The 25,086-nt window shown below is 41.2% G+C and carries 21 protein-coding genes; 6 read left to right on the plus strand and 15 right to left on the minus strand.

What is annotated here, in order from left to right:
* Positions 1–62: 62 nt before the first annotated feature.
* Positions 63–1,115, minus strand: coding sequence for an aldo/keto reductase (locus ACNKW3_RS06370; RefSeq protein WP_427398442.1), 1,053 nt, complete (start codon positions 1,113–1,115; stop codon positions 63–65).
* A 332-nt stretch (positions 1,116–1,447) separates the two neighbouring features.
* On the opposite strand from ACNKW3_RS06370, the gene ACNKW3_RS06375 reads away from it, so the two are divergent.
* The 3 genes from ACNKW3_RS06375 (at position 1,448) to ACNKW3_RS06385 (ending at position 5,660) form a co-directional block, all read left to right on the plus strand.
* Positions 1,448–2,389 carry an SPFH domain-containing protein gene (locus tag ACNKW3_RS06375; RefSeq protein ID WP_427398443.1) on the plus strand — a complete coding sequence of 314 codons (942 nt, stop codon included), beginning with the start codon at positions 1,448–1,450 and terminating at the stop codon, positions 2,387–2,389.
* Positions 2,389–2,844 (plus strand): NfeD family protein, encoded by a 456-nt coding sequence (locus ACNKW3_RS06380; RefSeq protein ID WP_427398444.1) that lies wholly within the window; start codon positions 2,389–2,391, stop codon positions 2,842–2,844. Before ACNKW3_RS06375 ends, ACNKW3_RS06380 begins: the two co-directional genes overlap by 1 nt.
* A 350-nt stretch (positions 2,845–3,194) precedes the next feature.
* Positions 3,195–5,660 (plus strand): TIM-barrel domain-containing protein, encoded by a 2,466-nt coding sequence (locus ACNKW3_RS06385; RefSeq protein WP_427398445.1) that lies wholly within the window; start codon positions 3,195–3,197, stop codon positions 5,658–5,660.
* Here the strand turns inward: ACNKW3_RS06385 and ACNKW3_RS06390 are convergent.
* A complete protein-coding gene (locus ACNKW3_RS06390) occupies positions 5,657–5,794 on the minus strand; it encodes a hypothetical protein (protein WP_427398446.1) in 138 nt (45 codons plus the stop codon). The two genes, ACNKW3_RS06385 and ACNKW3_RS06390, sit on opposite strands and share 4 nt — an antisense overlap.
* Positions 5,795–6,070: 276 nt before the next feature.
* On the opposite strand from ACNKW3_RS06390, the gene ACNKW3_RS06395 reads away from it, so the two are divergent.
* Complete coding sequence (locus ACNKW3_RS06395; RefSeq protein WP_427398447.1) at positions 6,071–6,430, plus strand: hypothetical protein; 360 nt, start codon at positions 6,071–6,073, stop codon at positions 6,428–6,430.
* Positions 6,431–6,527: 97 nt separating this feature from the next.
* On the opposite strand, the gene ACNKW3_RS06400 is transcribed toward ACNKW3_RS06395, so the two are convergent.
* Together ACNKW3_RS06400 and ACNKW3_RS06405 are read right to left on the minus strand one after the other, a co-directional pair.
* Positions 6,528–7,451 carry a histone deacetylase family protein gene (locus tag ACNKW3_RS06400; protein WP_427398448.1) on the minus strand — a complete coding sequence of 308 codons (924 nt, stop codon included), beginning with the start codon at positions 7,449–7,451 and terminating at the stop codon, positions 6,528–6,530.
* A gap of 28 nt (positions 7,452–7,479) precedes the next feature.
* Positions 7,480–9,324 (minus strand): GNAT family N-acetyltransferase, encoded by a 1,845-nt coding sequence (locus ACNKW3_RS06405; protein ID WP_427398449.1) that lies wholly within the window; start codon positions 9,322–9,324, stop codon positions 7,480–7,482.
* A 216-nt stretch (positions 9,325–9,540) separates the two neighbouring features.
* Here ACNKW3_RS06405 and ACNKW3_RS06410 point away from each other — a divergent pair, with 216 nt between their 5' ends.
* Both ACNKW3_RS06410 and gloA read left to right on the plus strand, forming a co-directional pair.
* Complete coding sequence (locus ACNKW3_RS06410; protein WP_427398450.1) at positions 9,541–10,203, plus strand: DUF1707 and DUF2154 domain-containing protein; 663 nt, start codon at positions 9,541–9,543, stop codon at positions 10,201–10,203.
* Between the two features lie 272 nt (positions 10,204–10,475).
* Entirely contained in the window at positions 10,476–10,916 is a 441-nt protein-coding gene (gloA, locus tag ACNKW3_RS06415; RefSeq protein WP_427398451.1) for a lactoylglutathione lyase, read from the plus strand.
* A 68-nt stretch (positions 10,917–10,984) separates the two neighbouring features.
* Here gloA and ACNKW3_RS06420 read toward each other — a convergent pair whose 3' ends face one another.
* The 11 genes from ACNKW3_RS06420 to phoB form a co-directional block, all read right to left on the minus strand.
* A complete protein-coding gene (locus tag ACNKW3_RS06420) occupies positions 10,985–12,301 on the minus strand; it encodes a CDC27 family protein (RefSeq protein ID WP_427398452.1) in 1,317 nt (438 codons plus the stop codon).
* Between the two features lie 19 nt (positions 12,302–12,320).
* Entirely contained in the window at positions 12,321–12,926 is a 606-nt protein-coding gene (locus ACNKW3_RS06425) for an energy transducer TonB (RefSeq protein ID WP_427398453.1), read from the minus strand.
* A 4-nt stretch (positions 12,927–12,930) separates the two neighbouring features.
* Positions 12,931–13,338, minus strand: coding sequence for an ExbD/TolR family protein (locus ACNKW3_RS06430; RefSeq protein WP_427398454.1), 408 nt, complete (start codon positions 13,336–13,338; stop codon positions 12,931–12,933).
* A 24-nt stretch (positions 13,339–13,362) separates the two neighbouring features.
* Complete coding sequence (locus ACNKW3_RS06435) at positions 13,363–13,890, minus strand: MotA/TolQ/ExbB proton channel family protein (protein ID WP_427398455.1); 528 nt, start codon at positions 13,888–13,890, stop codon at positions 13,363–13,365.
* A gap of 14 nt (positions 13,891–13,904) precedes the next feature.
* Positions 13,905–15,293 (minus strand): MotA/TolQ/ExbB proton channel family protein, encoded by a 1,389-nt coding sequence (locus ACNKW3_RS06440; RefSeq protein ID WP_427398456.1) that lies wholly within the window; start codon positions 15,291–15,293, stop codon positions 13,905–13,907.
* A gap of 11 nt (positions 15,294–15,304) precedes the next feature.
* Entirely contained in the window at positions 15,305–16,069 is a 765-nt protein-coding gene (locus ACNKW3_RS06445; protein WP_427398457.1) for a DUF3450 domain-containing protein, read from the minus strand.
* Between the two features lie 235 nt (positions 16,070–16,304).
* Positions 16,305–18,950: a TonB-dependent receptor domain-containing protein gene (locus ACNKW3_RS06450; RefSeq protein ID WP_427398458.1), complete on the minus strand. Its 2,646-nt coding sequence runs from the start codon at positions 18,948–18,950 to the stop codon at positions 16,305–16,307.
* Positions 18,951–19,052: 102 nt separating this feature from the next.
* Positions 19,053–21,824, minus strand: a complete 2,772-nt coding sequence (locus tag ACNKW3_RS06455; protein WP_427398459.1) for a hypothetical protein — start codon at positions 21,822–21,824, stop codon at positions 19,053–19,055.
* A gap of 131 nt (positions 21,825–21,955) precedes the next feature.
* Positions 21,956–22,948 (minus strand): PstS family phosphate ABC transporter substrate-binding protein, encoded by a 993-nt coding sequence (locus ACNKW3_RS06460; RefSeq protein ID WP_427398460.1) that lies wholly within the window; start codon positions 22,946–22,948, stop codon positions 21,956–21,958.
* A 3-nt stretch (positions 22,949–22,951) separates the two neighbouring features.
* Positions 22,952–24,259 carry a phosphate regulon sensor histidine kinase PhoR gene (phoR, locus tag ACNKW3_RS06465; RefSeq protein WP_427398461.1) on the minus strand — a complete coding sequence of 436 codons (1,308 nt, stop codon included), beginning with the start codon at positions 24,257–24,259 and terminating at the stop codon, positions 22,952–22,954.
* A 24-nt stretch (positions 24,260–24,283) separates the two neighbouring features.
* Complete coding sequence (gene phoB, locus ACNKW3_RS06470) at positions 24,284–24,973, minus strand: phosphate regulon transcriptional regulator PhoB (RefSeq protein ID WP_427398462.1); 690 nt, start codon at positions 24,971–24,973, stop codon at positions 24,284–24,286.
* Positions 24,974–25,086 lie beyond the last annotated feature (113 nt).

Below are 25,086 nucleotides of genomic sequence, written 5' to 3' on the forward strand. Positions count from 1 at the left end.
ATTCAAACAGAAAATTAGCGTATTCCTGAGAATACGCTAGAAGTTGAAAAGCAAGTTTGTGTTTAAAATGCCATTGGGTATTGTCGCAGAACCTTATCAATTTGCGCTAAACACTCTTGAGATAAAGTGATATCAAAAGCTGCTACGTTTTCTTGAAGCTGTGCCATAGTGGTAGCACCAATAATCGTTGAACAAACACCGTCCACTTGATTACACCAAGCTAATGCTAATTGACTTGGGGTAATACCATGGGCTTTCGCAATTTCACAATAAGAGCTAATTGCTTGGTTTGATTGCTCAGAATCCCGAAACAAGCCTTGTCGTTGTACCATAGTCCAGCGACTACCTTCTGGTCTTGCGTTATTCAAATATTTACCTGACAACATACCACCGCCCAAAGGTGACCAAGGCAGATAGGCTATATTTTCGAAAACACAGCTTTCAATTAAATAAGGCCAATCTTTTAGATGCACCAAACTGAATTCATTTTGAATCGATACAGGTTTAGGCACGCCCATCTCTTCACACAATCGTAAATATGTATGAATGCCCCAAGGTGTATCATCAGATAATCCCCAGTGTCTGATTTTGCCGCTATCTATCGCATCTTTTAGAGCGATTAAAATACCGCGTTTTCTCTCAACTTCATCCTTTACATCGGTTTCAGTCGCTTTTACTGTATTCGGCCAATGTTTACCAAAATGCGGTGATGTGCGGTTTGGCCAGTGTAATTGATACACATCGATATAATCTGTGTTTAATCGGGCTAATGAGTCATCAATTGCTAAGGGAATGCTGTGTTGAGATATCATGCTTGCGTTACGTATATACCCTAGTCCAGCACCGGCAATTTTAGTCGCAATATAAATGACTTGTCTTTTTTCGGGGTGTTTTGCAATCCAATTGCCTATTACACGTTCAGTATCGCCATAGGTAGGTTCGTTAGGTGGAATAGGATACATCTCTGCAGTATCAATAAAGTTAACGCCCTGGGATAATGCGAAATCAATTTGTTCATCGGCTTCTTTTTGGGTATTTTGAATCCCCCAAGTCATGCTGCCTAGACAAATTCTAGAGACGTCAAATCCAGAACTGCCCAGTGTTGAATATTTCATGCTCTTCCTTTTCAATAAAGTGTTTGCTTAGCTAACATTAGATTAGCATAACAAATAATTTGCTGTTTTATTTGAACAACCTAGGCTGAAACTTTCACACGTCAGCCATACTTCATAATATGACCTGAATACTAACCATTTCATTCGTCTTGCTTTATTTACGTTTACTTACATTTATATCTTTGCGACCTTTGTTCAAGACTTGCTATAGTATATCGATGGGAGAAGTATTGCGGTAGTTTGGTTAAGAGAAACATATTCAAGATAAGTTGGCTTGTCCCTAATTTAAATGTATAAGTCTCAACTAGGATTACCTTCAAAAGGAGAAGTATATGGAAGTTTTACTAGATTACATTTTAGCCCCAGAAATATTCATACTGATTTTTGTTCTTATTCTACTCAAAACCTCTATTAAATTTGTGCCACAGAATCGAGCCTATGTAATAGAGCGCTTTGGCAAATATCAGTCGACTAAAGAAGCTGGATTAAACTTTATCGTACCATTCGTCGACCGCGTTGCCGCTGATCGTTCATTAAAAGAACAGGCCGTAGATGTTCCAGAGCAAAGTGCAATTACCAAAGACAACATATCCTTGCATGTAGACGGCGTTTTGTATTTTCGTGTTCTTGATCCTTACAAGGCAACCTATGGTGTTGATGACTATGTATTTGCTGTTACTCAGTTAGCCCAGACCACAATGCGTTCGGAACTAGGCAAAATGGAGCTCGACAAAACCTTTGAAGAACGAGATATGCTTAATACCAATATCGTAAGCTCCATCAACGATGCCAGCGGCCCTTGGGGCATTCAAGTACTGCGTTACGAAATCAAAGACATAGTGCCTCCTCATTCTGTTATGGAAGCCATGGAAGCACAGATGAAAGCTGAGCGTGTGAAACGGGCTCAAATTCTAGAGTCTGAAGGGGATCGTCAAGCTGCCATTAACCGCGCGGAAGGCGAAAAACAATCGGTTGTATTAGCAGCAGAAGCGGAAAAGCAAGAACAAACTTTACGAGCAGAAGGTGAAGCAGCGGCAATCCTTGCTGTTGCTGAAGCTCAAGCAAAAGCATTGAAAGAGGTTGGTGACGCTGCAGATACAGAAGCTGGTCAAAAAGCCATTCAATTGGATCTCGCGACCAAAGCGATTGAAGCGCGTAAAGCCATTGCCAAAGATTCTTCTGTGGTGCTGTTACCGGATAGCTCAACCGATGCTGCCGCAATCGTAGCCCAAGCCATGGCCATAATCAATAAAATGAACCAAGGCAAAAACTAATGCAGTGGCTTGCCGAACACTTTGCTACTAGCCTATTGATTTTAGGGCTAGTAATTCTTGCCATCGAAGTATTGATTTTAGGTTTTGCGACCTTTTTCTTAAGCTTTGTTGGCATCGCAATGGTGATTACTTCTGTTCTGATATCTACAGGGGTTTTATCCAGTGATTGGTTTAGCGCGTTAATTAGCATAAGCGTACTCACCTTGGTGTTAGCAATTTACGGGTATAAACCGCTTAGGCGCTTTCAGGAAAAAGTCAGTAGAAAGCCCGCTAAGAACGATCTCGTTGGCCATAGCTTTACACTTGAACAAGAAGTTGGGCCTGATAGCCAAGTCAATTACCGCTATTCTGGTATTAACTGGATATTATGCAGCAAAACGCCTATTCCAGCCGGCACCTTGGTTGAAGTAGAAAAGACTGAAGTCGGAAAATTCTATATACGCCCCAAAAACTAAGTTTGGGGCTAATGCAAGTGTATTGCCTATTACCAAAAAGAAACATGATCCTGGCGATTCTTTGTAATGAACTTCCCTATCCCAATCAATTACTGACAACTTTGCTTAACTGTCGCCATAACGCTCTTTACAGCCTAGAAAGCCTATATTAGGATTGGTAATTATCTGTTCAATTTATAAACGACATATCTACCATATATATTTGATATGAACATTTATGAAGTCATAACAATGCTATTTGCTGATACTGAGCTACTCGTTTAAATTAATATGGATTTATCTCAATATCTTGAAATAAGCAGCGCCTCCTAGGCGCATAGTGCAGTGTTACAAGTCGCAATAGGGAAGTTATGGTTAGATCAATTTTCAAACACTTATTTTACGTCCACTATTATATAGCTGGTATTTTATTTATTGCAGCTAGCGCAAAGGCCGAATTTCAACCTATAGGCAATGTAACTAGTACCCAAGTTTTTCAGTCGGCTGTAGAGTTTGATTTATCTAGTGGCGCCAAGGTGCGGATTGATCTCATGGATAATACATTGGTCAGAGTGCGTATCAATCCAACTGGCACTTTATCTACTCGTAATAGCATTGCCATAGCGCCAAATCTTTCTTTCAATGCTCCCTTAGATAGTATTTATGACACCGGCCCAGTGGTTTGGCTATTGACCAGCAAAATGATGGTAGCTGTGATTAAAGAACCTTTCCGTGTGATTGCTTTACATGATGACGGTGCATTACTCTCGGCTGACTTAGAATCGTCGGTGTTGTTTGATGATACTACAGGTCTAATTGTAAACCGTAAATATTCGCCACCTAACGAAGCTATTTTGGGTCTAGGTATGCGAGGTGGAAATGTGAATCGTCGGGGGCGCACAATTACTATGCGGAACACCGACTCCGCGGGCTATACCGAATTTACTGATCCACTTTATCAATCCTACCCATTTTTTTACGGAATACTAGACAACAAAGCCTATGGTTTGTTTCTAGATAGCCCTGCCTATCCGTTCTTTGATGTCGCTGATTCAGAGCCTGGCGTGCTAAGTTTTGGCGCACACATGGGCGAATTGAATTATTATTTAATTGCAGGCCCAGACCCTCAGGATGTTGCAAATACTTACAGCCGCTTAACCGGTTTCAATCAATTACCTCCACTTTGGAGCCTAGGACATCATCATTCTCGGTATGGTTGGCAAAGCGAAGACGAAATAAAAAATATTGCCGAACAATTAAGAGAGAAAGACTTCCCTACCGATACCCTTTGGTTTGATATCGACTATATGGATGAATTTCAAAAGTTCACTTGGGATCCTGTTGATTTTCCTAACCCAACCCAAATGCATGCAGATTTATTACAAGACGGATTTAAAAGTATTTATATTAATGAGCCATTGGTTAGAACAGACGATGCACTTTGGCCGTTTTTAGATGCTTCGGAATATTTCGTGAAGAACTTTGAAGGAGAGTCCCATGTCAATCAAATTTGGTTTGGTAATGTCAGCTTTCTCGATTTCACTAAGACAGACGTACAAAATTGGTATAAGCCCCAACTTGGGACATTTATGAGTACGGGGATCAGCGGCTTATGGAATGACTTAAATGAACCAGCAAATAACTTCATGCCGGATGCAATGTTTAATTTTGACGGTGATATACGCGGTCAAACTGAATCGCGAAATCTATATGCCAACTATGTGAACCGCACTGCCTACGAGTCGCAGTTAGCATTGCGTCCGAATATACGACCATGGAATTTTTCTCGGGGAGGATACTCTGGTATTCAACGTTATGCGCATACTTGGGGTGGCGATGCGTGGAGTGGTTACGAAAGTATTCGTGTTTCCATTCAAATGAGCATAAGTATGGGAATCAGTGGCCAAAACCAATTCGGCCATGACATGGGTGGCTTTTTAGAATCTCCAGATGCGGAGTTATTTACACGGTGGATGGAGTTTTCTTTGTTTACTCCTTTATTTCGCAACCATTCTGCAAATATCACAGCACCTCGTGAGCCTTGGCTTTTCGGTGAACCTCACACTAGCCGATTGCGCGATTTAGTGAAATGGCGCTATCGTTTATTGCCTTATATTTACACACTGTTTGAAGAAGCACATCGCACAGGGCGTCCTGTTTTAATGCCAACTTTCTTTTTCCATGAAGAAGATCCCATCACTTATAATCAAGACACAGAGTTCTTATTTGGGCCCAATCTATTAGTCGCGCCAGTATTTACCGAAAATACAGCAAGCCGAACGCTTTATCTGCCTGAAAACAGCGAATGGGTATATTTTTACACCGATCAAGTGTTTCAGGGTGGTCAGTATGTCACTGTACCTGCGCCACTAGGACAGCCTCCATTATTTGTTCGTAAAGGTGGTATTATCCCCACGGGTGAAGTAGGTAAATCTACAGATGATCCGAATAAAGGCGAAGATTTAACAGTAGATTTCTATCCCACTGAATATAGCCAATACACTTTATATGAAGACGACGGAAAAACCTTTGACTATCAACAAGGGGAATATCTGAGAACTCACTTTAGCTTGCAACAAAGTATCGATAGTTTACAATTGACTGTAAATCGATTGGACGGTGACTACTTACCGCAGCAAAGAGCATTATTGTTAAGAGTGCATCTGCAAGAAAACAAACCTAGTCAAGTGCAATTAAACAGTGCTTCGTTGCCAGAATATCCCAGCGAGGAAGATTTAAAAGCAGTTGCTAGTGGTTGGTTTTACGATGAAATTAACGGTATTTTGTCAATCAAAAGCCCAGACGCTCCATTACTCTTATTTGAGACAACACCCTAAATGTGTGCTACCACACTTCTCGCTAGCGCACTTAGCGCGTAGCCGCCTTCTAACATGCTTACGACTCGTCCTTGGGCATGATTTTTTGCTACCTCACAAATCTTATGGGTAAGTTCAACTTTCTCTTTACACACTGTTTTAAGCACCAGCCACTATAGGCGATAAAAATGCACCTAAGATGATGATAGACGAGAATCGAGAAAATTAAAGAATGTGTAAAATATTCTTAATATGATGAAAAACATCGCCATATGACTCATTTGATAACCTAACAATAATATAAATACGCTATAAAAATCATTCACATATAAAGCTTTAATTGATTTAAGCAATTGGCACTTTTATTGAATTCATTGAGATACACACTTTGAATATTTATTTAAGTCGGTCAATAGGTCAATAGGTCAATTATGAAACTCGCAAAAAAACATGCTTTTATAGGTTGTGTAGGAATTTTGGTTTTTTCAGCCGCATCGGTGGCTGCCGTGGGTGCCATACAAGATGAGAATATGCTGAAAGAAGGCTTTGGCATAAACACTGTAACAAAAGTTACAACTGATAAAGATTTAGAGGCTCTGTCGTCATTTGAGGCTGAGTTCTCTAACACAGAGTTTAATATGTCAGAGCGTAATCACAAGCTTCGTCACCAACGGATTGCGGAAATTATAGAAGAATCTAGAGAACTCTACCGTTCTAATAGTCCTAAATTAGCAGAGAATCACATTGCGCTAGCTAGAAGTGGTCTTGAATATCATCTAAGCCAACTTTGATCAGAGGAGTTAGTTCCGATGTTATTAGGTGAATGGTCCCCATAGATTTTATAAGCATCTAGTTAGGTCTCAAACACCTTCGTCGTTTTTAACTCGGCTAATCTAAGAGTACTTTAATGTGTGCTACTACGCTTCTAGCCAAAGCGCTTAGCGCATAGCCGCCTTCTAACATGCTTACTACTCGTCCTTGAGCATGATTTTTTGCTACCTCACAAATCTTGCGGGTAAGATAGGCATAATCATCTTCAACTAAACGAAGATGCCCCAAATCATCCTCTGCATGGGCGTCAAAGCCGGCTGAAATAAATACTAATTCTGGCGCAAATTCATCTAAAGCCTGCCACCAAAGATCAACTTTCTCTCTATACACACTGCCTTGAGTACCAGCATCTATAGGCACATTTATGATGTGCTTAGGAGTCTCCCCGTCCCCAGTAAATGGATAAAAAGGATGCTGAAAAGAACTGCAGAACATTATTCTAGGATCGTCTTTAACAATATCTTCAGTACCATTTCCATGGTGAACATCGAAATCCACGATCGCAACCCGAGATAAATTATATTTTTTCAACGCGTATTTTGCTGCAATAGCAATGTTGTTAAATAAACAAAAGCCTGATGAAGAAGCGTAACCAGCATGGTGACCTGGCGGTCTTACCGCACAAAATACACTAGGTGCGTCACCCTGCATAACCAAATCAACGGCGTCACGACCAGCACCAGCGGCATAAAGGGCGGCATTTAACGTATGTTCCATCATGATGGTATCGTCATCAATCCAAATGCGCTCGTCTTTTTCTCTTGGGGCGGAATCAAACACATGCTGAACAAATTTTGGATCATGGGCTAGGATCAAGGTATCAAAAGACGCTGGTTTGGCATCCGCGAATCGAACCACTAATTCTAAACCAGAGGCAATAATCTGATCGTTTATTTTGTGCAACCGCATGGGATGTTCAGGATGCTCAGGATCCATGTTGTGTAGCGTGCACTTAGGACTCCCGATTATGGTAATGGTCATGCAAAACTCCTTAAATTATGTGCAACGCTTATTCTTGTAAGTATTTGATTAATTCAATTTCGCCAGGATCTGGATTAAAAACACGTTTGAATCCAAACTTTTCAAAAACCGCTAACATGGGTTTGTTTTCGGATTTCACTATTGCAAACATTTTCTTAATTCCACGTTTCGACGCAATATCAATCATGGTGCTAAGCAGACGCTTAGCCATGCCTTTTCCATGCAGATTTTCACGGGTTACAAAGGCTACTTCGCATGCATTTTCCTCTGGATAAAGGTAGTAACGCCCCACCGCTTCAATACGAATTTTCGAGCCCTCTTGACGCACTATGGTTAACGCAATGTCTTTACTTTGATCTACACTGACCAAGTCGCATGATTTTTCCCTGGTCATGCCTTGAGGCACATAATTATAGCGTAGCCTGACCGTGTCCTTGGTGTGGGAATAAAAGAACTCTTGCAAACGTCTTTCGTCCGCAGGGTTTAGTGGACGCAAATAGAATACATCATCATCAATCACATGCTTGAGTAGTTGCACGTCACCAAGTTCAGGAATATCGGTAGGCGTATGTTTTTGGTAATTAGGTACCCAAAATTGCTGACGAATTTGGCTAAGCAATTCTTCACGAAACTTGGGATGAGCAACTCTCAATAGTTCCAACGCTCGTTCACGAACACTCTTGCCTTTTAAGCTCGCAATGCCAAACTCAGTCACTACATAGTGTACGTTTCCGCGCGATGTTACTACACCAGCACCCTCACTTAAGGTCGCCACAATGCGAGAGACTTCACCGTTTTTTGCGGTTGATGGTAAGGCAATAATGGACTTTCCATTTTTACTTTTAGAGGCACCATGCACAAAATCAACTTGTCCGCCAATTCCTGAATAAAACTTATAACCAATGGAATCGGCAACGACCTGACCACTCAAATCCACTTGAAGCGCTGAGTTTATACTCACCATATTGGCATTTTTTGCAATATTGGCTGACTTATTCACATAAGCACTGGGATAAAACTCAATATGGGGATTCATGTCGATAAAATCATATAACCGTTTGGTACCCATGCAGAAACTGGTCACTGTTTTGCCTGGGTGGAAGGTTTTCGCTCTGTTATTTACCACCCCGGCTTTAATTAAATCCATCACCCCATCACTGATCATTTCACTGTGAATGCCTAGATTTTTACGGCTATGCAAATATTGCATTACCACATCTGGAATTTTACCAATGCCAAGCTGTAAAGTAGCGCCGTCTTCTACTAGCATAGCCACATACTGACCTATACGTTCAATAATTTTGGTGTTTTCCCCAACCTTGACTTCCGGTAAAGGTTGTCGAGCTTCGATGCAGGCTGAAAATTCGCTGATGTGTAAAAACGAGTGGCCACAAGTACGGGGCATTTCGGGGTTAACTTGGGCAATAATATGTTTAGCCGAACGAGCAGCCGCCATCACTATATCTACGGATACGCCTAATGAACAAAACCCTAACTCATCTGGCGGCGACACCATAATCAAGGCTGCGTTTAAAGGTAGAGTCTCGTTGCTAAATAAACTGGAAATTTCGGATAAAAAGCACGGCGTATAGTCAGCACGCCCTTCATCCACTGCTTGACGTACTTTTTTCCCGTGGATAAAAAATGTATTTATTTTAAATCTATCTTTATACTGAGGCTCAGCCCAGCGATCTTCGGATACAGTGCCTATGTGCACCATTTCTAGATCGCGGATATTTTTGGCGTCATCAATTAAGCTGTCGGTTAAGGCATTAGGTACGGCGATATTAGAGCCAATAAATATACGATCTCCGGACTTGATTAACTCAGACCATTCTACTTTATTTGAGAATTGAGATTTTATTGATTGCATAATTGTCTAGTCAGCTTTCTATGATTGGATTATGGTAACAAATTGATAGGCAACAATATTGATCTGAAACTATATTTGACTGCGCAATCACATATTACCGAAATAACAGTTTGTAACTTATGTTTACAATTGCACAATTGACGAAATTAGCAAATTGATTAATGCTTAGACAATAGTCGCAAGGATAACTAAAACGCAATTTTCAGGAATATCAGCATGCAAAGCCAGATTAAATTAGAAGATAGACCCATTGAACAAGTTCGAGAAGAGACGATAGATACGCTAATTTATAATTACAGCCATGCAGTTATTTCAGAAGAGGCTTTCGAGCGCCGATTGGACATTGCCACTGTATCCACTTCTCATCAAGAGATTGTAGATCAAGCTAAAGATCTTCATCCACCAAAGGATGATAGCATTAAGCAGCAACAAGCGCGCCAATTTGAAACTACCTATGACGCTAGTGCTAAAAGTGATGATGACAAAATCGTATCTGTTCTATCAACCTCAAGTAAAAGCGGTAGTTGGATTGTACCCAAAGAAATCACCTGTATTAGTGTATTAGGCGAAATTAAATTGGACTTTTCAAATGCGATATTCACCTCTCCCAATGTCACCATTAAAGTCTATTCTATTCTTAGCAGCGATAAACTTTATGTGCCTGAAAACATCAACGTTTCTACTTCTGTCATTAATATACTCAGTGGTGTTGACGATCATTTAGCGACTGTTGCCGGGCGACAAGCCCCCCATATTCGTGTAAAAGGTGTAGGTCTATTAACCGCCATCAAGGTTAAAGTGAAAAAAACCATGAAAGAAAAATTTGTGGCTTTTGCTAACCAAATGAAAGATCTATTTAACGACACTAAATCGTATTAAATCTATCGAAAACGAACTTCTATTTGAAAATTATATAGAGCGTCTTAAAATTCCCAGCTTTCAATCGCTTTTTGGGTTGAGATGGAACGGGCCATTTAAAAGACGCTGTGAACCCATCCATGGGCGCTCTGCGAAATCATCCATGATTTCGAAGCTTTTAAATGGCCCGTTCCATAACAACTTTTATGCGCTTAAAAGCCAGAAATTTTAAGACGCTAAATGGGCTTATTTTCACATTAGAAGTTTAATGTACATTTAGAATTAGGAGATTTATGCGTTATTTACACACCATGGTAAGAGTAAAAGATTTAGATGCGTCACTGCACTTTTATTGTGATTTACTTGGTTTAAAAGAAATTAATCGTTATGACAACGAGGGTGGTCGATTTACTCTTGTGTTTTTAGCCGCGCCTGAAGACGAAGAACGCGCTAAAAAAGAAAAAGCGCCCATGGTGGAATTGACCTATAACTGGGATACAGAAGATTATGACGGCGGCCGTAACTTTGGTCATCTCGCTTATGTTGTGGATGATATTTACGCCTTGTGTGAAAAGTTTCAAAACGCTGGTGTGACTATCAACCGCCCGCCAAGAGATGGCCATATGGCCTTTGTTCGCTCCCCTGATAATATTTCTATTGAGCTTTTGCAAAAAGGCGATGCACTTGCGCCCCAAGAGCCTTGGGCGAGTATGGAAAATACCGGAAGTTGGTAGTTGAAACAAAAAAGCGTTGCCTGAGCAACGCTTTTTTATGTCTATCCACTAGTGGTCATGCGCTAATGTCATGGCGCAGAATTTAAGCTTTGTTGCGCTTCAAATGTGGTGCGTTCACGACCAACAAATTGCTTCCATTGACGAGCAGAAGCTCGGCTTTGAGGAAACTCTTCCGCTTTCGATAACATCTCAATAGCTTCAGCAAACTGGCGTTTACTGTAGAGGGCCAATCCTAATACCATGTAGTTGTTACCAGGATTACGCAGATTACCTTTTTCATTTGCTTTATTTGCAGATGCAATAGCTTTATCAAAACGATCAGTGTTGTAATAGAGCAGTGCTAACTGCGCATCTAATACCCCATCATCAGATAATTCAGCTGCTTTCTCATAAGCGATAATGGCTTTCTCGTCTTCTTTCGCCGACTGCCAAGATTGCGCTAAGAATTCCATATTGCGCTTGTTAGCTTCTAATATTCCTTCTTCTATCGCTTGATCCATCAAACGTGCACCTTTATACGGAACACCATTGAAGTAGTAGAGTTGCGCTAACATAAAGGTATCACCAGGCGAGGTTACAAAACCTCTCTGATAGGCGATTTCCATGGTCGCTAGCTGCTTATCCCCTTGTTCCAACTCGCCATACATACCAGCTAATTGGATCCAGTATTTTGGCGCATCATACAAACGAATGAGTTTAGCTATGATGTCTTTGACTTTTTCAGGCTGTTTTAGCTCAAAGTAGATAGCACGTTGCAATACTAACCAGTTTTCATCCGGTAAATAGCCAGCAGCTTCATGATCAGCAATGGCTTGTTCCAAAATAGAAATCGCTTCTTCATAACGCTTACCTTGATACAAGGCTTGTGCTTTTAACACCAAATTTTTCGGCGGAATATCACCACTTGCTAAACCTTCCCAGCGATTCAAGTAATCCACCACAGCATCATAGTTACCCTGTACCATGTTTAACTGAGCCAAACTGTATAAAGCAGTTTGTTCAAATCCAACAGGGATTGGCGATTGGGAGACTGCCTTTTCAAACGCTTCTATAGTTTTAGCGTAGTCTTCTTGTTCGTAATAAATAAAGCCGTAGAAATTGTACATAGTGGCAATTTCATATGCATTCATACTATCCATTTTGGATTTTACTACATCCAAAATTTCAACTGCTTCTACTGTGTTACCTTGATCGTTTGCCTCTTGAGCGCGAGACAATTGTTCGAATACTTTGGCTCGCAATGTAGGCACACGGCGAGTTTTCACTTCGCTTTCTTGCGCCACAGCTGAACTTAACGATATAACGCCGTTGCCAATAGACCCCGTCCACAATGTCACGGAAAGCAAGCAAAATGCAAGGCCAGTAAAGAGTGAATGAATTTTCATATTATTTGCTCCTTACCCGTTAGTTAAGTTCAAAGGTAACCTGGGTTTGCACCCCGGCCACATCAACGGCTTCGCCGTTAATAATCCGCGCTTTGTACTTATAACCTAGCACAGAATTAATTGCCGCTTGTTCAAAAATCCCTTCGGGTTCAGCTTTCACTACCACAGGGTCTTTTACTGTACCAAGTTTAGTCACAGTGAATTCCACTATTACGTAGCCTTGAATCCCACGCTGCATTGCGCGCCTTGGATACACAGCTTGCTGTCTAGCAATTGGTACAAAGTCACCATCACCAGCACCTAGACTTGCACCACCTTCCAGACCAACATCTGCCGAGACATCAGCAGAGAAATCCATACCAGCACTTCCTGCATCCGGAGAACTAGACTCCATCGGCGGAGCCTGCATTTGTGGCGGTGGCTGCTCTGGTTTAGGCGGCTTACGCGGTTTTCTATCTTTTTGTTCTACCTGCTCTTCTTGTTTAACACGCACAAAATCAAGTACTTTCCCCTGCGGCGGTTCACCCATTTCACCGCCACCAGTCTTGATTAAGTACTGCATTACAAAGAATAACCCCAAGGTTATTGCAGCAGCACAAAATAATGCAATGATGAATCTAATCATGATCCTAAGGCTCTTGTGCTGCTATAGATACGTCTTCGATGCCTGCAGCTCTGGCTGCATCCATAACCTTGATTAACACTTCAGTGGTAGATTTTCTATCTGCTTGAATTACCACAGTACCTTGGGGGTTTTCCGCGTATAAACGTTCAATGTTAGCCTGTACAGCGCGCGCATCTACTTTACGTTTATTGATCCAGATTTCACCTTTGTCACTGATCGCAACCAAAATACTCGCTCTATCTTTTTTAACAGCAGTAGCGGCATCAGGTCTATTAACGTCTATACCTGCTTCTTTTACGAATGAGGCTGTTACGATAAAGAAGATAAGCATGATAAATACAACGTCCAACATGGGCGTCATGTCGATCGTGGCTTCTTCTTCGTCAACTAAGTTTTGAAAATGTTGCTTCATATAATTATTCCTTACTGCTGACTATTAGCCAATGTCGCGATCTAACTGTAATTCATCTTCTAAGTGCATACGCTCGGTCTTGGATACTCTTGCTAACCAAGTTGAAGCAAACACACCGGATAACGCGCCTACCATACCCGCCATCGTTGGTATAGTTGCCTTGGATACACCAGAGGCCATTGAACGAGCGTTCCCTGAACCTGTCATTGCCATTACATCAAATACTTCAATCATACCGGTTACCGTTCCCATTAATCCCAGTAATGGGCAAAGCGCGACTAACGCTTGGATAATTGGAACACCTGCATTTAACCTTATGCTGACTCGTGAAATGTAAGCAGAACGAATTTGTTCTGCATTCCAGGATTTACGATCTTTTCGTTCTAGCCAGCTAGTAATAATGTGCTTTTTAAACGCACGATGTGTGGTATTGACATAAAATACACGTTCTAAGATGAGCAGCCACATCACGAATATCAGCACACCGATGTAGACAAGTACTGTCCCACCGGTCTCTGTAAAATCGCGAATTGCTTCTAAAAACTCAATCATCGTGTAACCTTTATTTATTGGTTAGCTGTTTTTTCAGCGCGCTCAGCAATAACGCCAGCAGCTTGTTCTTGCAATACATATACAATGTTCTTACTACGCGTGTTTAAGATTGCGTAAAGTAAGGTCATTGGAATTGCCACAACTAGACCTAAAACGGTAGTTACCAAGGCAGTTGAGATACCACCGGCCATTAATTTAGGGTCACCGGTTCCGAACAAAGTAATTTGTTGGAAGGTGATAATCATACCGGTAACAGTACCTAGTAACCCCATAAGCGGTGCTACTACAGAAATAATCTTGATGATTGTCAGGAAGCGCCCTAATTTAGGTACTTCGCCTAAAATAGCTTCCGTTAAATGTAGCTCTAAAGACTCTGTATCAGCATGTGGATATTTGTCACGCACTTGCATCACACGACCTAGTGGATTGCTGTCTTTGAACTCATCTGATTTAAGTTGCTTATTTACGCCAAGCTGGGTAATAGAAAGGCCAACCAAACGAACCAAGGCAAGAGCCAAACCTATGGCGCCCACAATCAGAATAATGTATCCAACAATACCACCTTGCTCTACACGCTCTTTTAAACTCGGTGCTTGTACTAATAAACCAAGAATTGAACCACCAGTAGGATCAAGGCCAAATTGCACTAACTCGCCATCAGAGGCTTCCAACTCTTCAATTGAGCTTAAAAATCTTGGTTGCGGCTGACGAATTAACTCAGCGACAGTTTCAGTCACACTGTCATAATCCAAATATTTGCCATTAGCGACTAAAGCAAAAGGACCTACACGAGTAATTTCTTTATTTACTTTAGAGCCACCAGCTTCAACAACTTCTGCAGTGAATTTGGTTACTTTTCCAGATTCAGTCATTTCACGTTGGATTTCAAACCAAACGCGCTCAATCTCTTCAATTGAGGCTAACTTAGAGCTATTGCCCATAGATTGTGCCATTTCATCTAAAAATTCAGCACGACCAGGGATTTGAGCAGAAATCACAGAGTTGTAGAATTTGTTTTTAGTGTCACCAGCAACTTGCTGTAGAACACCAAACAATTCTTTAAGTGAACCAAGTCGGTTATCTAAAGCACCGTTTAAGTCAGCTAATTTAAATTCATTTTCTTCGAATTGTGTTTCTAGCTGCTCAGATTGACGCAATAAAGCATCACGTCTAGCGGTGGTTTCTCTTAAAATTCTTTCTTGTTCAGCACGCTGGGAAACAAAGTCTGCTTCACGTTGTTTATTTTGCTGAGTTTGAGCAAATTTACCTTCTTCAAGTTGCTTCAATAGAGCATCTAAATCTAATGCTTTGTCGCTGTCTTGCGCAAGTACACCAAAAGACAAGATACCTGCAGCAGCAATAGTTGCAGCTTTGCCGACCAATGAATAAAACGTTGATTTCATCTTTTTTTCCCTTAGTCAGTAATTGCTACTGGCACCATTAATAAATCAGGTGCAAGTTGTTTCTTAGCAATTCGTAAACCTTTAGTTACTTGTGTACGGTAACTAGAGTCTAATTCTTCCCATTGTTGGGTGCTCTTGTTCCAAACGCCTTGGCGGCTTTGATCACGGGTTTGATAAAGCAAAGCTGTTCTACCTATACGTAGAAAATCTACCGCTACTTGTTCGCCATCAATTGGTTGCAAACCAGCGTAGGCTTCAATTGTTCTGCCATAATCCATTTCGATTTGGAAAGCTTCCATTACGCGGCGGAATTTTTCAGAAGGTGCAATGTTTGCTTGTTCCATTAGTGCTTTAAGATCAGTGATGCGGTCGGTACGCTCTTCTGATAAGAAAGGCATGTCTAACGCGATAAACTGTTCTAAACCGTCGATCATGTTTATCATTAATGGTGTGATCTGGCGCTCGATAACACTTACTTCATCGATAGCGTCATTCAGATCTACCATCTCTTGTTCTTGGTTAGAAATTTGTTTGCGAAGTTGACCGTTATAAACTTCTAAGCCTTCAATTTCTTTTAGCAATGTTTTGTATTGCTGGAGTTTACTGTCGATCTGGCCAGCAATATTGTCGATTGTTTTCTGTGACTGTGCAGCAGATTCATTAATTTCGGTGGCAACTTGTTTTGCAGGCTCCAAATACTGGTCTTCCTGCGCCAAAGCTGAAAACGATAAGGTTCCCGCTACAGCAATTGCCCCCAATGTAGATAACACCTTCATACAAATTCCTAGAATGTTAATATTGAGATATAGATTTAGACGAGCAGAGGATAGGAATTTTCTGTGACAGTTTTATTACAAAACTTTAGGAAATAAACACGGTAACAAATATGTCATATTCGGAGAGTTTTTAGACAGCTTTTAATAACTGAATAGTCGTACTACCTAACACTTGATAAAAAAAACGCTATTTACCTTTTGGGTAAATAGCGTTGATTAATCACATGGGAGAAGATTAATTAAAATCGTATCGATAAGTTAAACTAAAGGCCATACCGCGAGTTTCCGACCGCAGCAAGGTATCTTCAAATTCCAATTCCTTATCTTGATTCAACATATTCTGCCATTTAAATGTTACCACTGTATTAAAGTCTGGGAAGAATTTATAAACCAAATCCAAAGAATGAAACGGTTTTTCATAGCTATCATCAAACCCATCAATACCAGGGATTAGAATACGATCACCAAATACGTTATAAACTAGAGACGCAGAATGTTCACCATTGTCTGAGTCAAAACCTACTTGCATGTTAGCTACATATTCGGAATGACCTGTAAGCCTTCTAGTGGTATTGGTAATGGCGGCTGAAACACCTGTTTGCTCAACAATCTTTTGGCGATCTAATACAATTTCAGAATCACTCAATGTCAGGTTGCCAGATACAAACATGTTATCCCAGATGCCTTGACCGAATATTTCCAATCCTTGTAAAAATTCAACTTCAACACCATAAACTTCACCAGATTCAGCATTGGCAATACGAATCAAAGGCGGACCATCCTGCGCTGGAGACTGAACTGATTCAATTGGCGAATCCATATCTTTGTAGAATATACCAACTGAAAGGTTGTTTCCGGCTTCACGATACCATTCCCAACGCAAATCATAGTTGATAACAGAGGTAGTTCTAACACCTGGCGTACCCGCAATTGGGAAATCCGTTAATGGATCAATATAGGTCGCTGAAGACACTTCCCTTAAATCAGGGCGTACTACAGTTTCACCAATTGAAGCTCTAAATTGCATGTCTTGACTTAGGAAGTAAGTCACAGCTACTGCAGGATAGAAATCATCTTCTTGGAAAGCTAATTGACTACGGTCAGCTTCATCCGGCAAATCAATCTGATTTGATCTAGGATCGAAAGGCACAACAGCCTGACGGAAGTCTTCCCAACGAACGCCACCAGTAAAACGCCATTTGTTAGCATAAAAGAAATCACTTTCGAAATAGTAAGCATCCACTTTTACGCCAGCAACATAATCGTCACCTGCAATTGTAGTATCACGAATCACTGCAGTTTGATTAAAATCTGCAGTATCTAGCACTTGATCACTAAAAATGTCACCAAACACTGAACCTTCTAATAAGCTACTATCAGCAAAGGCACGGGTACTTATATCAAACCGGCGATTCTCTGCTGTTCTGGCTTTTGTTAAGAAATCAGCGCCGGCTTTAAATTCCATTTCCCAATCGCTAACGATAAGAGGAAATGTAAAGTTGTAGCCGAAGTTCTCAACTCTATCGTGTAGAATTTGGAAAGAATAACGCCCTGCTGTAGGTGCATTGGTTAAACTGATCTCATTATCTCGATCAAAAATCCCATCGCCATTGTCATCTTCAATAACAAACCTTGCTTCGAAATTGCCCGGTGCATCACGATACGAACGACCTTCAGAATAACGCCAATCAAAGCCTAAGTAATTTAACTCAGGAAAGGTATGGATACCTTTTAGCTGATTAACAAATAAACGTCTTTCTTCATACTCAGTGCTGATATCACGTATTCTAAAACCTTCCGCTTGAGATAAGTTTTCGGTGTTACCGTATTGCTCTTTAATCTCATCACGAGTGTCGTTTAGCATAATTACGCTGTAATCAACGGTGTGATTACGATTATAGTCAATCCCTGTGTTAAACAAAGTCGACCATTTTACCGAACGTTCTGTTGAACGCACTTCATCGAAAAAGCGCACAATCACAACTTCGTCTTGTACCCTATCCGCTTGTTGTAATTCGTACTCTTCAGACACTTGAGTCTTAGCGTCATAACCTGTGGTTAATAAAAAGCCTAAACGCCATTTATTGTCTAAGTCATAGCTATTACCAAAGGCAAAATCGAATTTACCGTCTGGTCCTATGCTTTTTTCAAACGGGTCATAATCGCGTTTCACTTGTGAAAACAGGCCTAAAGCGACATCTTGGTCAAGATTATCCAAGAAATCCTTGTTTGCCCATCGCTCTTGAATCGCTAAAGGAGCGGCTCTAGATCCGTCATCTTGACCTCTCCAGTCATTACCACCGCCGTTATAATCAAGCCCATTACTCGAGTTTTCAGAATTATAACCTGTACCTACTGCAACATTCAGAATCAAATCTGTCGGTATAGTTTTCAAGCGAATATCAACATTACCACCACCAAAAGATGCTGGCATTGAAGGAGAGTACGATTTTTGAACAGATAAACTTTCAATGATTTGAGACGGGAACAAATCTAACGGAATTACGTTTCTTGTTGGATCAGGTGAAGGCACAGAAGACGCATTTAATTGCGTACTTGAATAACGCTCACCCAAACCACGAACATAAATAAATTTGCCATCAACCAAGGTCAAACCTGTGACACGACGAAGGGCTGCCGCAGCATCGCTGTCACCTGTTCTTGAAATTTGTTCGGCCCCTAAAATATCAGCAACGAAAGCTTGATTCTTACGCTCTTCTAATACTGCTGTAGCTGTACCTTTAAGACGAGTACCAGTGGTCACCACTTCATCAATAACTTCTTCGTCTTCCTGTGCTTGCACAGAAGGTATAAGACTAAATGCAGCTAGCATTGCTAGACTTAGTTGCTTTAGTGGAAACCTATTGTCAGGCTTATACATAACTACCCTCTTTACCTGTTGATCTTTAAATTTAATTTTACTTTTTTACAACAAAGTGCGCTGCAATAACTGCAGCGCACTTTATCTAAGGCTCGCGCCGATTTAAAGACCTACAGTCCAGCCGGCCGTCCAATCATCATCTGCACCTTTAACAGCACCGATAAAGTCAACGTCTGTAAAGAAGCTATCAACAGCTGTTAAATCAGCTGAAGGCGTTGCATCAGTAGTGAAGTAACCATCAACTACCGCTGTTCCATCTGTAAAGATAGTGGTGTTTGGTTGAGCAGCTACCCAAGCAGTAGTATCAAAACCAGCTGAATCTCTCACCGCTTCACCACAAGAAATGACTGAGTTTTCAAATCTTAAACCGTTAGCGTTAGTACCATCAACATTGGCTAATAATGTAGCGTCGTCAACTAAGTCAAGTTCGAAACACTCACCCATTCCAGTAGGACCAGTGATAACAAAGTTAAACAACTGAGCATTGGTTTGGTCACGCAATAACACACCCTCAGAATCATCTGTACCATCATAGGTGTTTCCGATAATGGTCATATTTGCCACTAGTGGGTTAGAGAATGCAGTACCAGAACCGCCATCACCGTCACCTTCAATACCACGGTTAGCATCTGAGTTATCTTCAGCATGTTTAACTAGCACGAATTGTAACTTACCTACGTAACCGTTGTCCCAGTCAACTGAGTCATCTTGAATACCGGTTAAAACTAGGTATTTAGCATTTACGTTACCGCCGAAGAATTCAACACCATCGTCAGCATTTTTGTGCACTTGAAGATATTCAATAAGGGTGCCCGAACCAACACCACCAAAAGTGATACCGTTAAGTTCATTATCCGGTGCGATTTCGAAACCGCCGTGCATAACGCGTACATAGCGAAGTGTACCAGAGTTATCTTCAGTATCAGTTCCACCAAATACAGCACCTTCTTGCGCACCTTCCACTTGAAGTGAACAAGCAGAACCGTCGGTAGGACATTTAGTTGAAGGCGCGTTACCTAACAAGATCATGCCGCCCCATTGACCTGCTGCACCATTTGCCAATCCAGCTTCAACACCATTCGCAACGTGGTCACGAGATGTAAAAGTTATAGGGTTACTTGAAGTACCGTCTGCAACAATGCGTGAACCACGGCTTACCACTAGATAGTCATTACCAGAAGCGCCATAAACTACAACACCTGGATCAACTGTTAATGTTGCGCTATTTTCATTATCGCCACCAACAAATACTGCGCCATCAAGAGCATAATGGTTGCCTGCAGTTAAACGAAGATTTGAGGTAATGCGACCTGAAATCTGACAAGTGTTAGTTGAACCGTCAACTGAAGGGATTGTAGTAGTACCTGAAGGACAGCCTGATTGTGATTGTACAACTTCAATTGTAGCGCCACCAAAACCAAATGCCCAACCTTGTCTCCAATCATCAGCACCCACAGCACCCACAAATTCGTTAGTATCGAAGAAAGAATCTAAGGTAGATGGATTACCACCAGCTGTGCGAAGTGTACTTTGAGCCGTTAGCGTACCGTCTTGGTTAAGACCTAGGTTTGCACGGTTTTCAAACGCAATTAATTGGTTGCCATCTTGATCAGTAGTGAACCAAGTTTCTAAGTTAACAACATCATTGCCAAAGTTAAACGGTTCTGAACAAGAGATAACAGAGTTTGAAATCGTGATACCACCGTTAGTTAGGTTACCTTGAACAGTATCATCAGTATCCATTTCTAAACACTCGCCCATACCTTCAGGACCAGTGATTAGCATGTTCATGATGCGTGCACCCGTTTGGTCACGAAGTAAAACACCTTCAGAATCGTCTTCACCGTCGAATTCGTTACCAATGATGGTAATGTTTGCAACCATAGGTAGAGAGAAGTTTGTGCCGTCACCACCGTCACCATCACCTTCAATACCGCGGTTTGCGTCTGAGCTATCAGCAGCATGTTCAATATAAACATATTGCAACTTACCGTTATAGCCGTTATCCCAGTCTACAGAATCGTCTTGAATAGAAGTTAAAACAAGGTGTTTAGCGTTTACAGAGCCACCGAAGAATTCTACACCGTCGTCAGCATTAGCATGTACTTGTACATAATCAACTTCAGTACCAGAACCTACACCACCAAAAGTGATACCGTTAAGTTCGTTGTCTGGTGCAATCTCAAAACCAGCGTACTTAATTACGAAATAACGCAAAATACCTGAATCATCAGCGCTATCTGTGCCGCCAAATACTGCACCTTCTTGAACACCTTCAACTTGAAGTGAACATGTAGAACCGTCAGTTGGGCATTTAGTAGATGGAGCGTTACCTAGGATAACTAAACCACCCCATTGGCCTGCAGATACTTCATCACCAATAACATCGTTGTAAGAAGTCATTATGATTGGACTGTTTGCTGTACCTTCCGCTTCGATCTGCGAATCACGGCTAACTACTAAGTAGTCGGCACCGCGGCTACCGAAAATGATGGTGCCCTCTTCAATTTCTAATACAACGCTATCAGCTTTGTCATTACCAACAAAAACCGGACCTTCTAGCGCCCAAACAGTGTCGTTAGTTAAACGAATTACACCATTGTTTGTGTCATCGGCGACTAGTCGACCAGAAAGCGTGCGTACTTCCACAGATTGACCAAGAGCAGTTGAAACTTCACTTGAAAGGAAGCTGTTAGATTCACCTGGTTTAGTGTCATCTGGAGTTGTTGGCGTTTGGCCGCCACCGTTATTTGTTACGCTATTATCACTGTTATCGATAATATCGCCTTCTGAAATATTAATATCACCACCACATGCTGCTAGTGTGATTGTTGCAGCTAGTGCTGATACTTTAAAAAGTCCGTTAAGTTTCATTCGATTCTCCGATGAGATTGGTCGTTAATACAAAAACGCCAAAATCCTATCGCAGTAAAGTGACAGAATTGTTACATTAGTTTACTGTCACAAAAGTTTCACACAAAACTTTAACCTATTGATTTATATGTTTATTTTAAATTACCAGACAAAAGTCTAAGTTGTCGTTCAAGTGCTCGACCGGTTACTGGATAGTAGTTTGTAGAGCTTACTAAAGACTGCCCTTCTGCTGATAAAACAAAGCGTAAGAAGGTATCTTCGAGGGTTGGTAGAGGTTGTTCTGGTGGTTTGTTAACCACTATGTATAAAAAGCGGGTAAATGGATAATGGTTGGCATTAATGTCTTTGGCATTAGGTAGGTAGTAGTTTTCTCCATCTTGGCTTATCGCGATAGGCTTCACATTTCGGTTTTGCGGTCCCAAAGCGGCGTAACCTATGCCACCTATACTAGCAGCCACAGACTGCACGATAGACGAAGATGAAGGCATTTCATTGGTAGTTACCGCATAATCGCCGCCACAGAGAGCAAGTTTTTTAAATAGGTCGTAAGTTCCGGACGCTGAATTTCGACCAAAGATTTGAATTTGGCGATGAGCGCCAAATTTTTTCACCCCAAGTTGCTCCCAACTCACTATAGACTCGCGATACCCGCAAAATCGAGTTGCCGAAAATATTGCATCTACTTGCGCAATGGTAAGCCTTTCAATAGGGTTGCTGCGTTCGGTGTATATACTTATGGCATCAATAGCAACGATAAGGGCTGTGGGTGGATAACCATATTGGCGAATAAAACGATCGATTTCCACTTCTGTTAAGGCGCGACTCATAGGACCAATACTGGCTGTTCCTTGAGTAAGTGCCTGAGAGGCGGTTGCAGAACCCGTGGCTTGCATTTGAAATTTTACGTGGGGGTAGTATTGTTGAAACTGGTCAGCCCAAATCGCCATTAAATTTGCCAAGGTATCAGAACCGATGGAAGTCACACTACCAAATACCCCAGGCGTATTTTTATAATCTTCGGGTAAAGTGACAGTATCAGATTGTTGCCCATTACTAGTTGCAACCAGAAACAGCGTGCAGCAAAAAAATCCGATTTTCATCCAGGCTAGGCTTGGGTTAGACATAGCTTAATTGTTATTCTCAGCCACAAGTTCTTGAGGTAAAACAAAGGAAAACTCGCTTCCCTTCCCTAAAGTACTTTCAATTTCAAAGTTAGCATTATGATGATGAAGTACGTGCTTTACAATAGAGAGGCCTAATCCAGATCCACCCGTTTTACGACTTCTGGCTTTATCTACCCGATAAAAGCGCTCTGTAAGTCGTCTTAAGTGCTTATCTTCAATGCCTTCACCATTATCGATAACCGCAAAATAAGCGCCATTGGCACGCCGTTTCCATATCACTTGAATATGGCCTTGATTTGGAGTGTAGTGAATTGCATTAAATATCAAATTTGAACATGCACTTCGAAGTTCTGTTTCTACCCCATAGACACACAAGTCTTGGTCAATATTAAATTCGATTTTATGTTGCTTGTCTTTATTTAAAGCGGCTGCTTCTGCATTTAATTGTTTAAACATAGAAGGCATATCAATCACTTTCTCAAAAATACGTTCAGAACTGGACTCAATACGAGAAAGTATCAACAAATCTTCAATCAAGGCGCGCATTCTTTGAGATTGTGCACCCATTTCAGAAATCGCTTTTTGCACTATAGGTTGGGTATCTTCAACGCTAGATTCAAGCACTTCTAAATAACCATTGATTACAGTCAAAGGCGTTTTTAATTCGTGGGACACATTGGCCACAAAATCTTTACGCATTTCTTCTAAATGAGACACTCGGGATACGTCTCGCACAATCAACAATAACTGGTCTTCACCGTATTGCATCATACGATATTCAAAGGTTTTAAAGGGGTTGGTAGGGGCAGGAATTTCGATTGGATATTGAAAATTCCCAGCTTCCAAATATTCGACAAACTCAGGATTTCGGATCAGATTATCAATCCGTCGCCCGTTGTCATCAGGCCATCGTAAGCCTAATTCAATTCTAGCGTTACGATTACACCATATAATTCTAGCATTGCTGTCAATGACCACAACAGCATCTGGCAAAGCCTCAGAACCTTCTCGAAAACGTTTTACCAATTGGCCTAAATTTTTGCGTTTGTTACGATTTCGTCGTTGTAAATGGTAAACCCCTTCGTATATGTGATGCCATATGCCAGGTGCGCTGGGTGGCGACATAGTGCGACTTTGCCAAAGCCACTTGGTAAGTCGATATAGATGCACATAGTTCACCAATAACAAAACGGCTAACGCAATTAATAACGCAAGGGTAATATTATCTATGTATAGCCCAATCAACAGGCTCACGAAGATGTAAACGCAAAAGCGCTTAGCCGTTCGTGACCAAGATTGAGGATAATACATAGAGTTACCTAGTGGAAATTCACATTAGAGTTTGGTCGAAAATCTATAACCAGAACCACGCACGGTTTGAATCATCGCATCATGTTGATGTTTAGATATCGCCTTTCGCAAACGTCGAATATGCACATCCACGGTACGATCTTCTACATACACATTAGTGCCCCAAACGTTATCTAGCAGTTGCTCTCGGCTATAAACACGTTCTGGATGGGTCATAAAAAAGTGCAATAACTTAAATTCAGTTGGGCCCATATCCACAGCATCACCATTGCTTGATACTCGATGGGAAACAGGCTCTAAAATAAGCCCATCAAATTCTATCGGTTCTTCCTTAGACGTTGGCGTTACCCGGCGCATTACTGCTTTGATTCGCGCGAGTAATTCTTTCGGCGAAAATGGCTTTGTAACGTAATCATCAGCGCCAGCTTCTAAGCCTCGGATTTTATCGTCTTCTTCACTGCGCGCCGTTAACATTATAACGGGAATGTCTTTGGCAATATCATGTTGTTTGAGTTTTTTAGCTAATTGAACGCCGCTACCTCCTGGTAACATCCAATCTAACAAAATTAAATCGGGATAAGGTTCTTTAATCTTATCTAAGCCAACATCATAATCTTCAGCTTCTTCAACTGTAAAACCCGCCTGCTCTAACACAAAACTTAGCATGTCTCTGATAGGGGCTTCGTCTTCAACTAACAAAATAGTACGCGACATTTTTTTCACTCGTGTCATATTTAAAACCGACCGTATTATTAGAGTGATCTGTGACAGTTTTATGAAACATTGCACAAAAGATGTCAAGTTATCTCCTTGTTTTTTCAGTTTTA

Origin of the sequence: Glaciecola sp. 1036 (assembly GCF_050306235.1) — a bacterium.
In the GTDB taxonomy this organism is placed as follows: Bacteria; Pseudomonadota; Gammaproteobacteria; order Enterobacterales; family Alteromonadaceae; genus Glaciecola.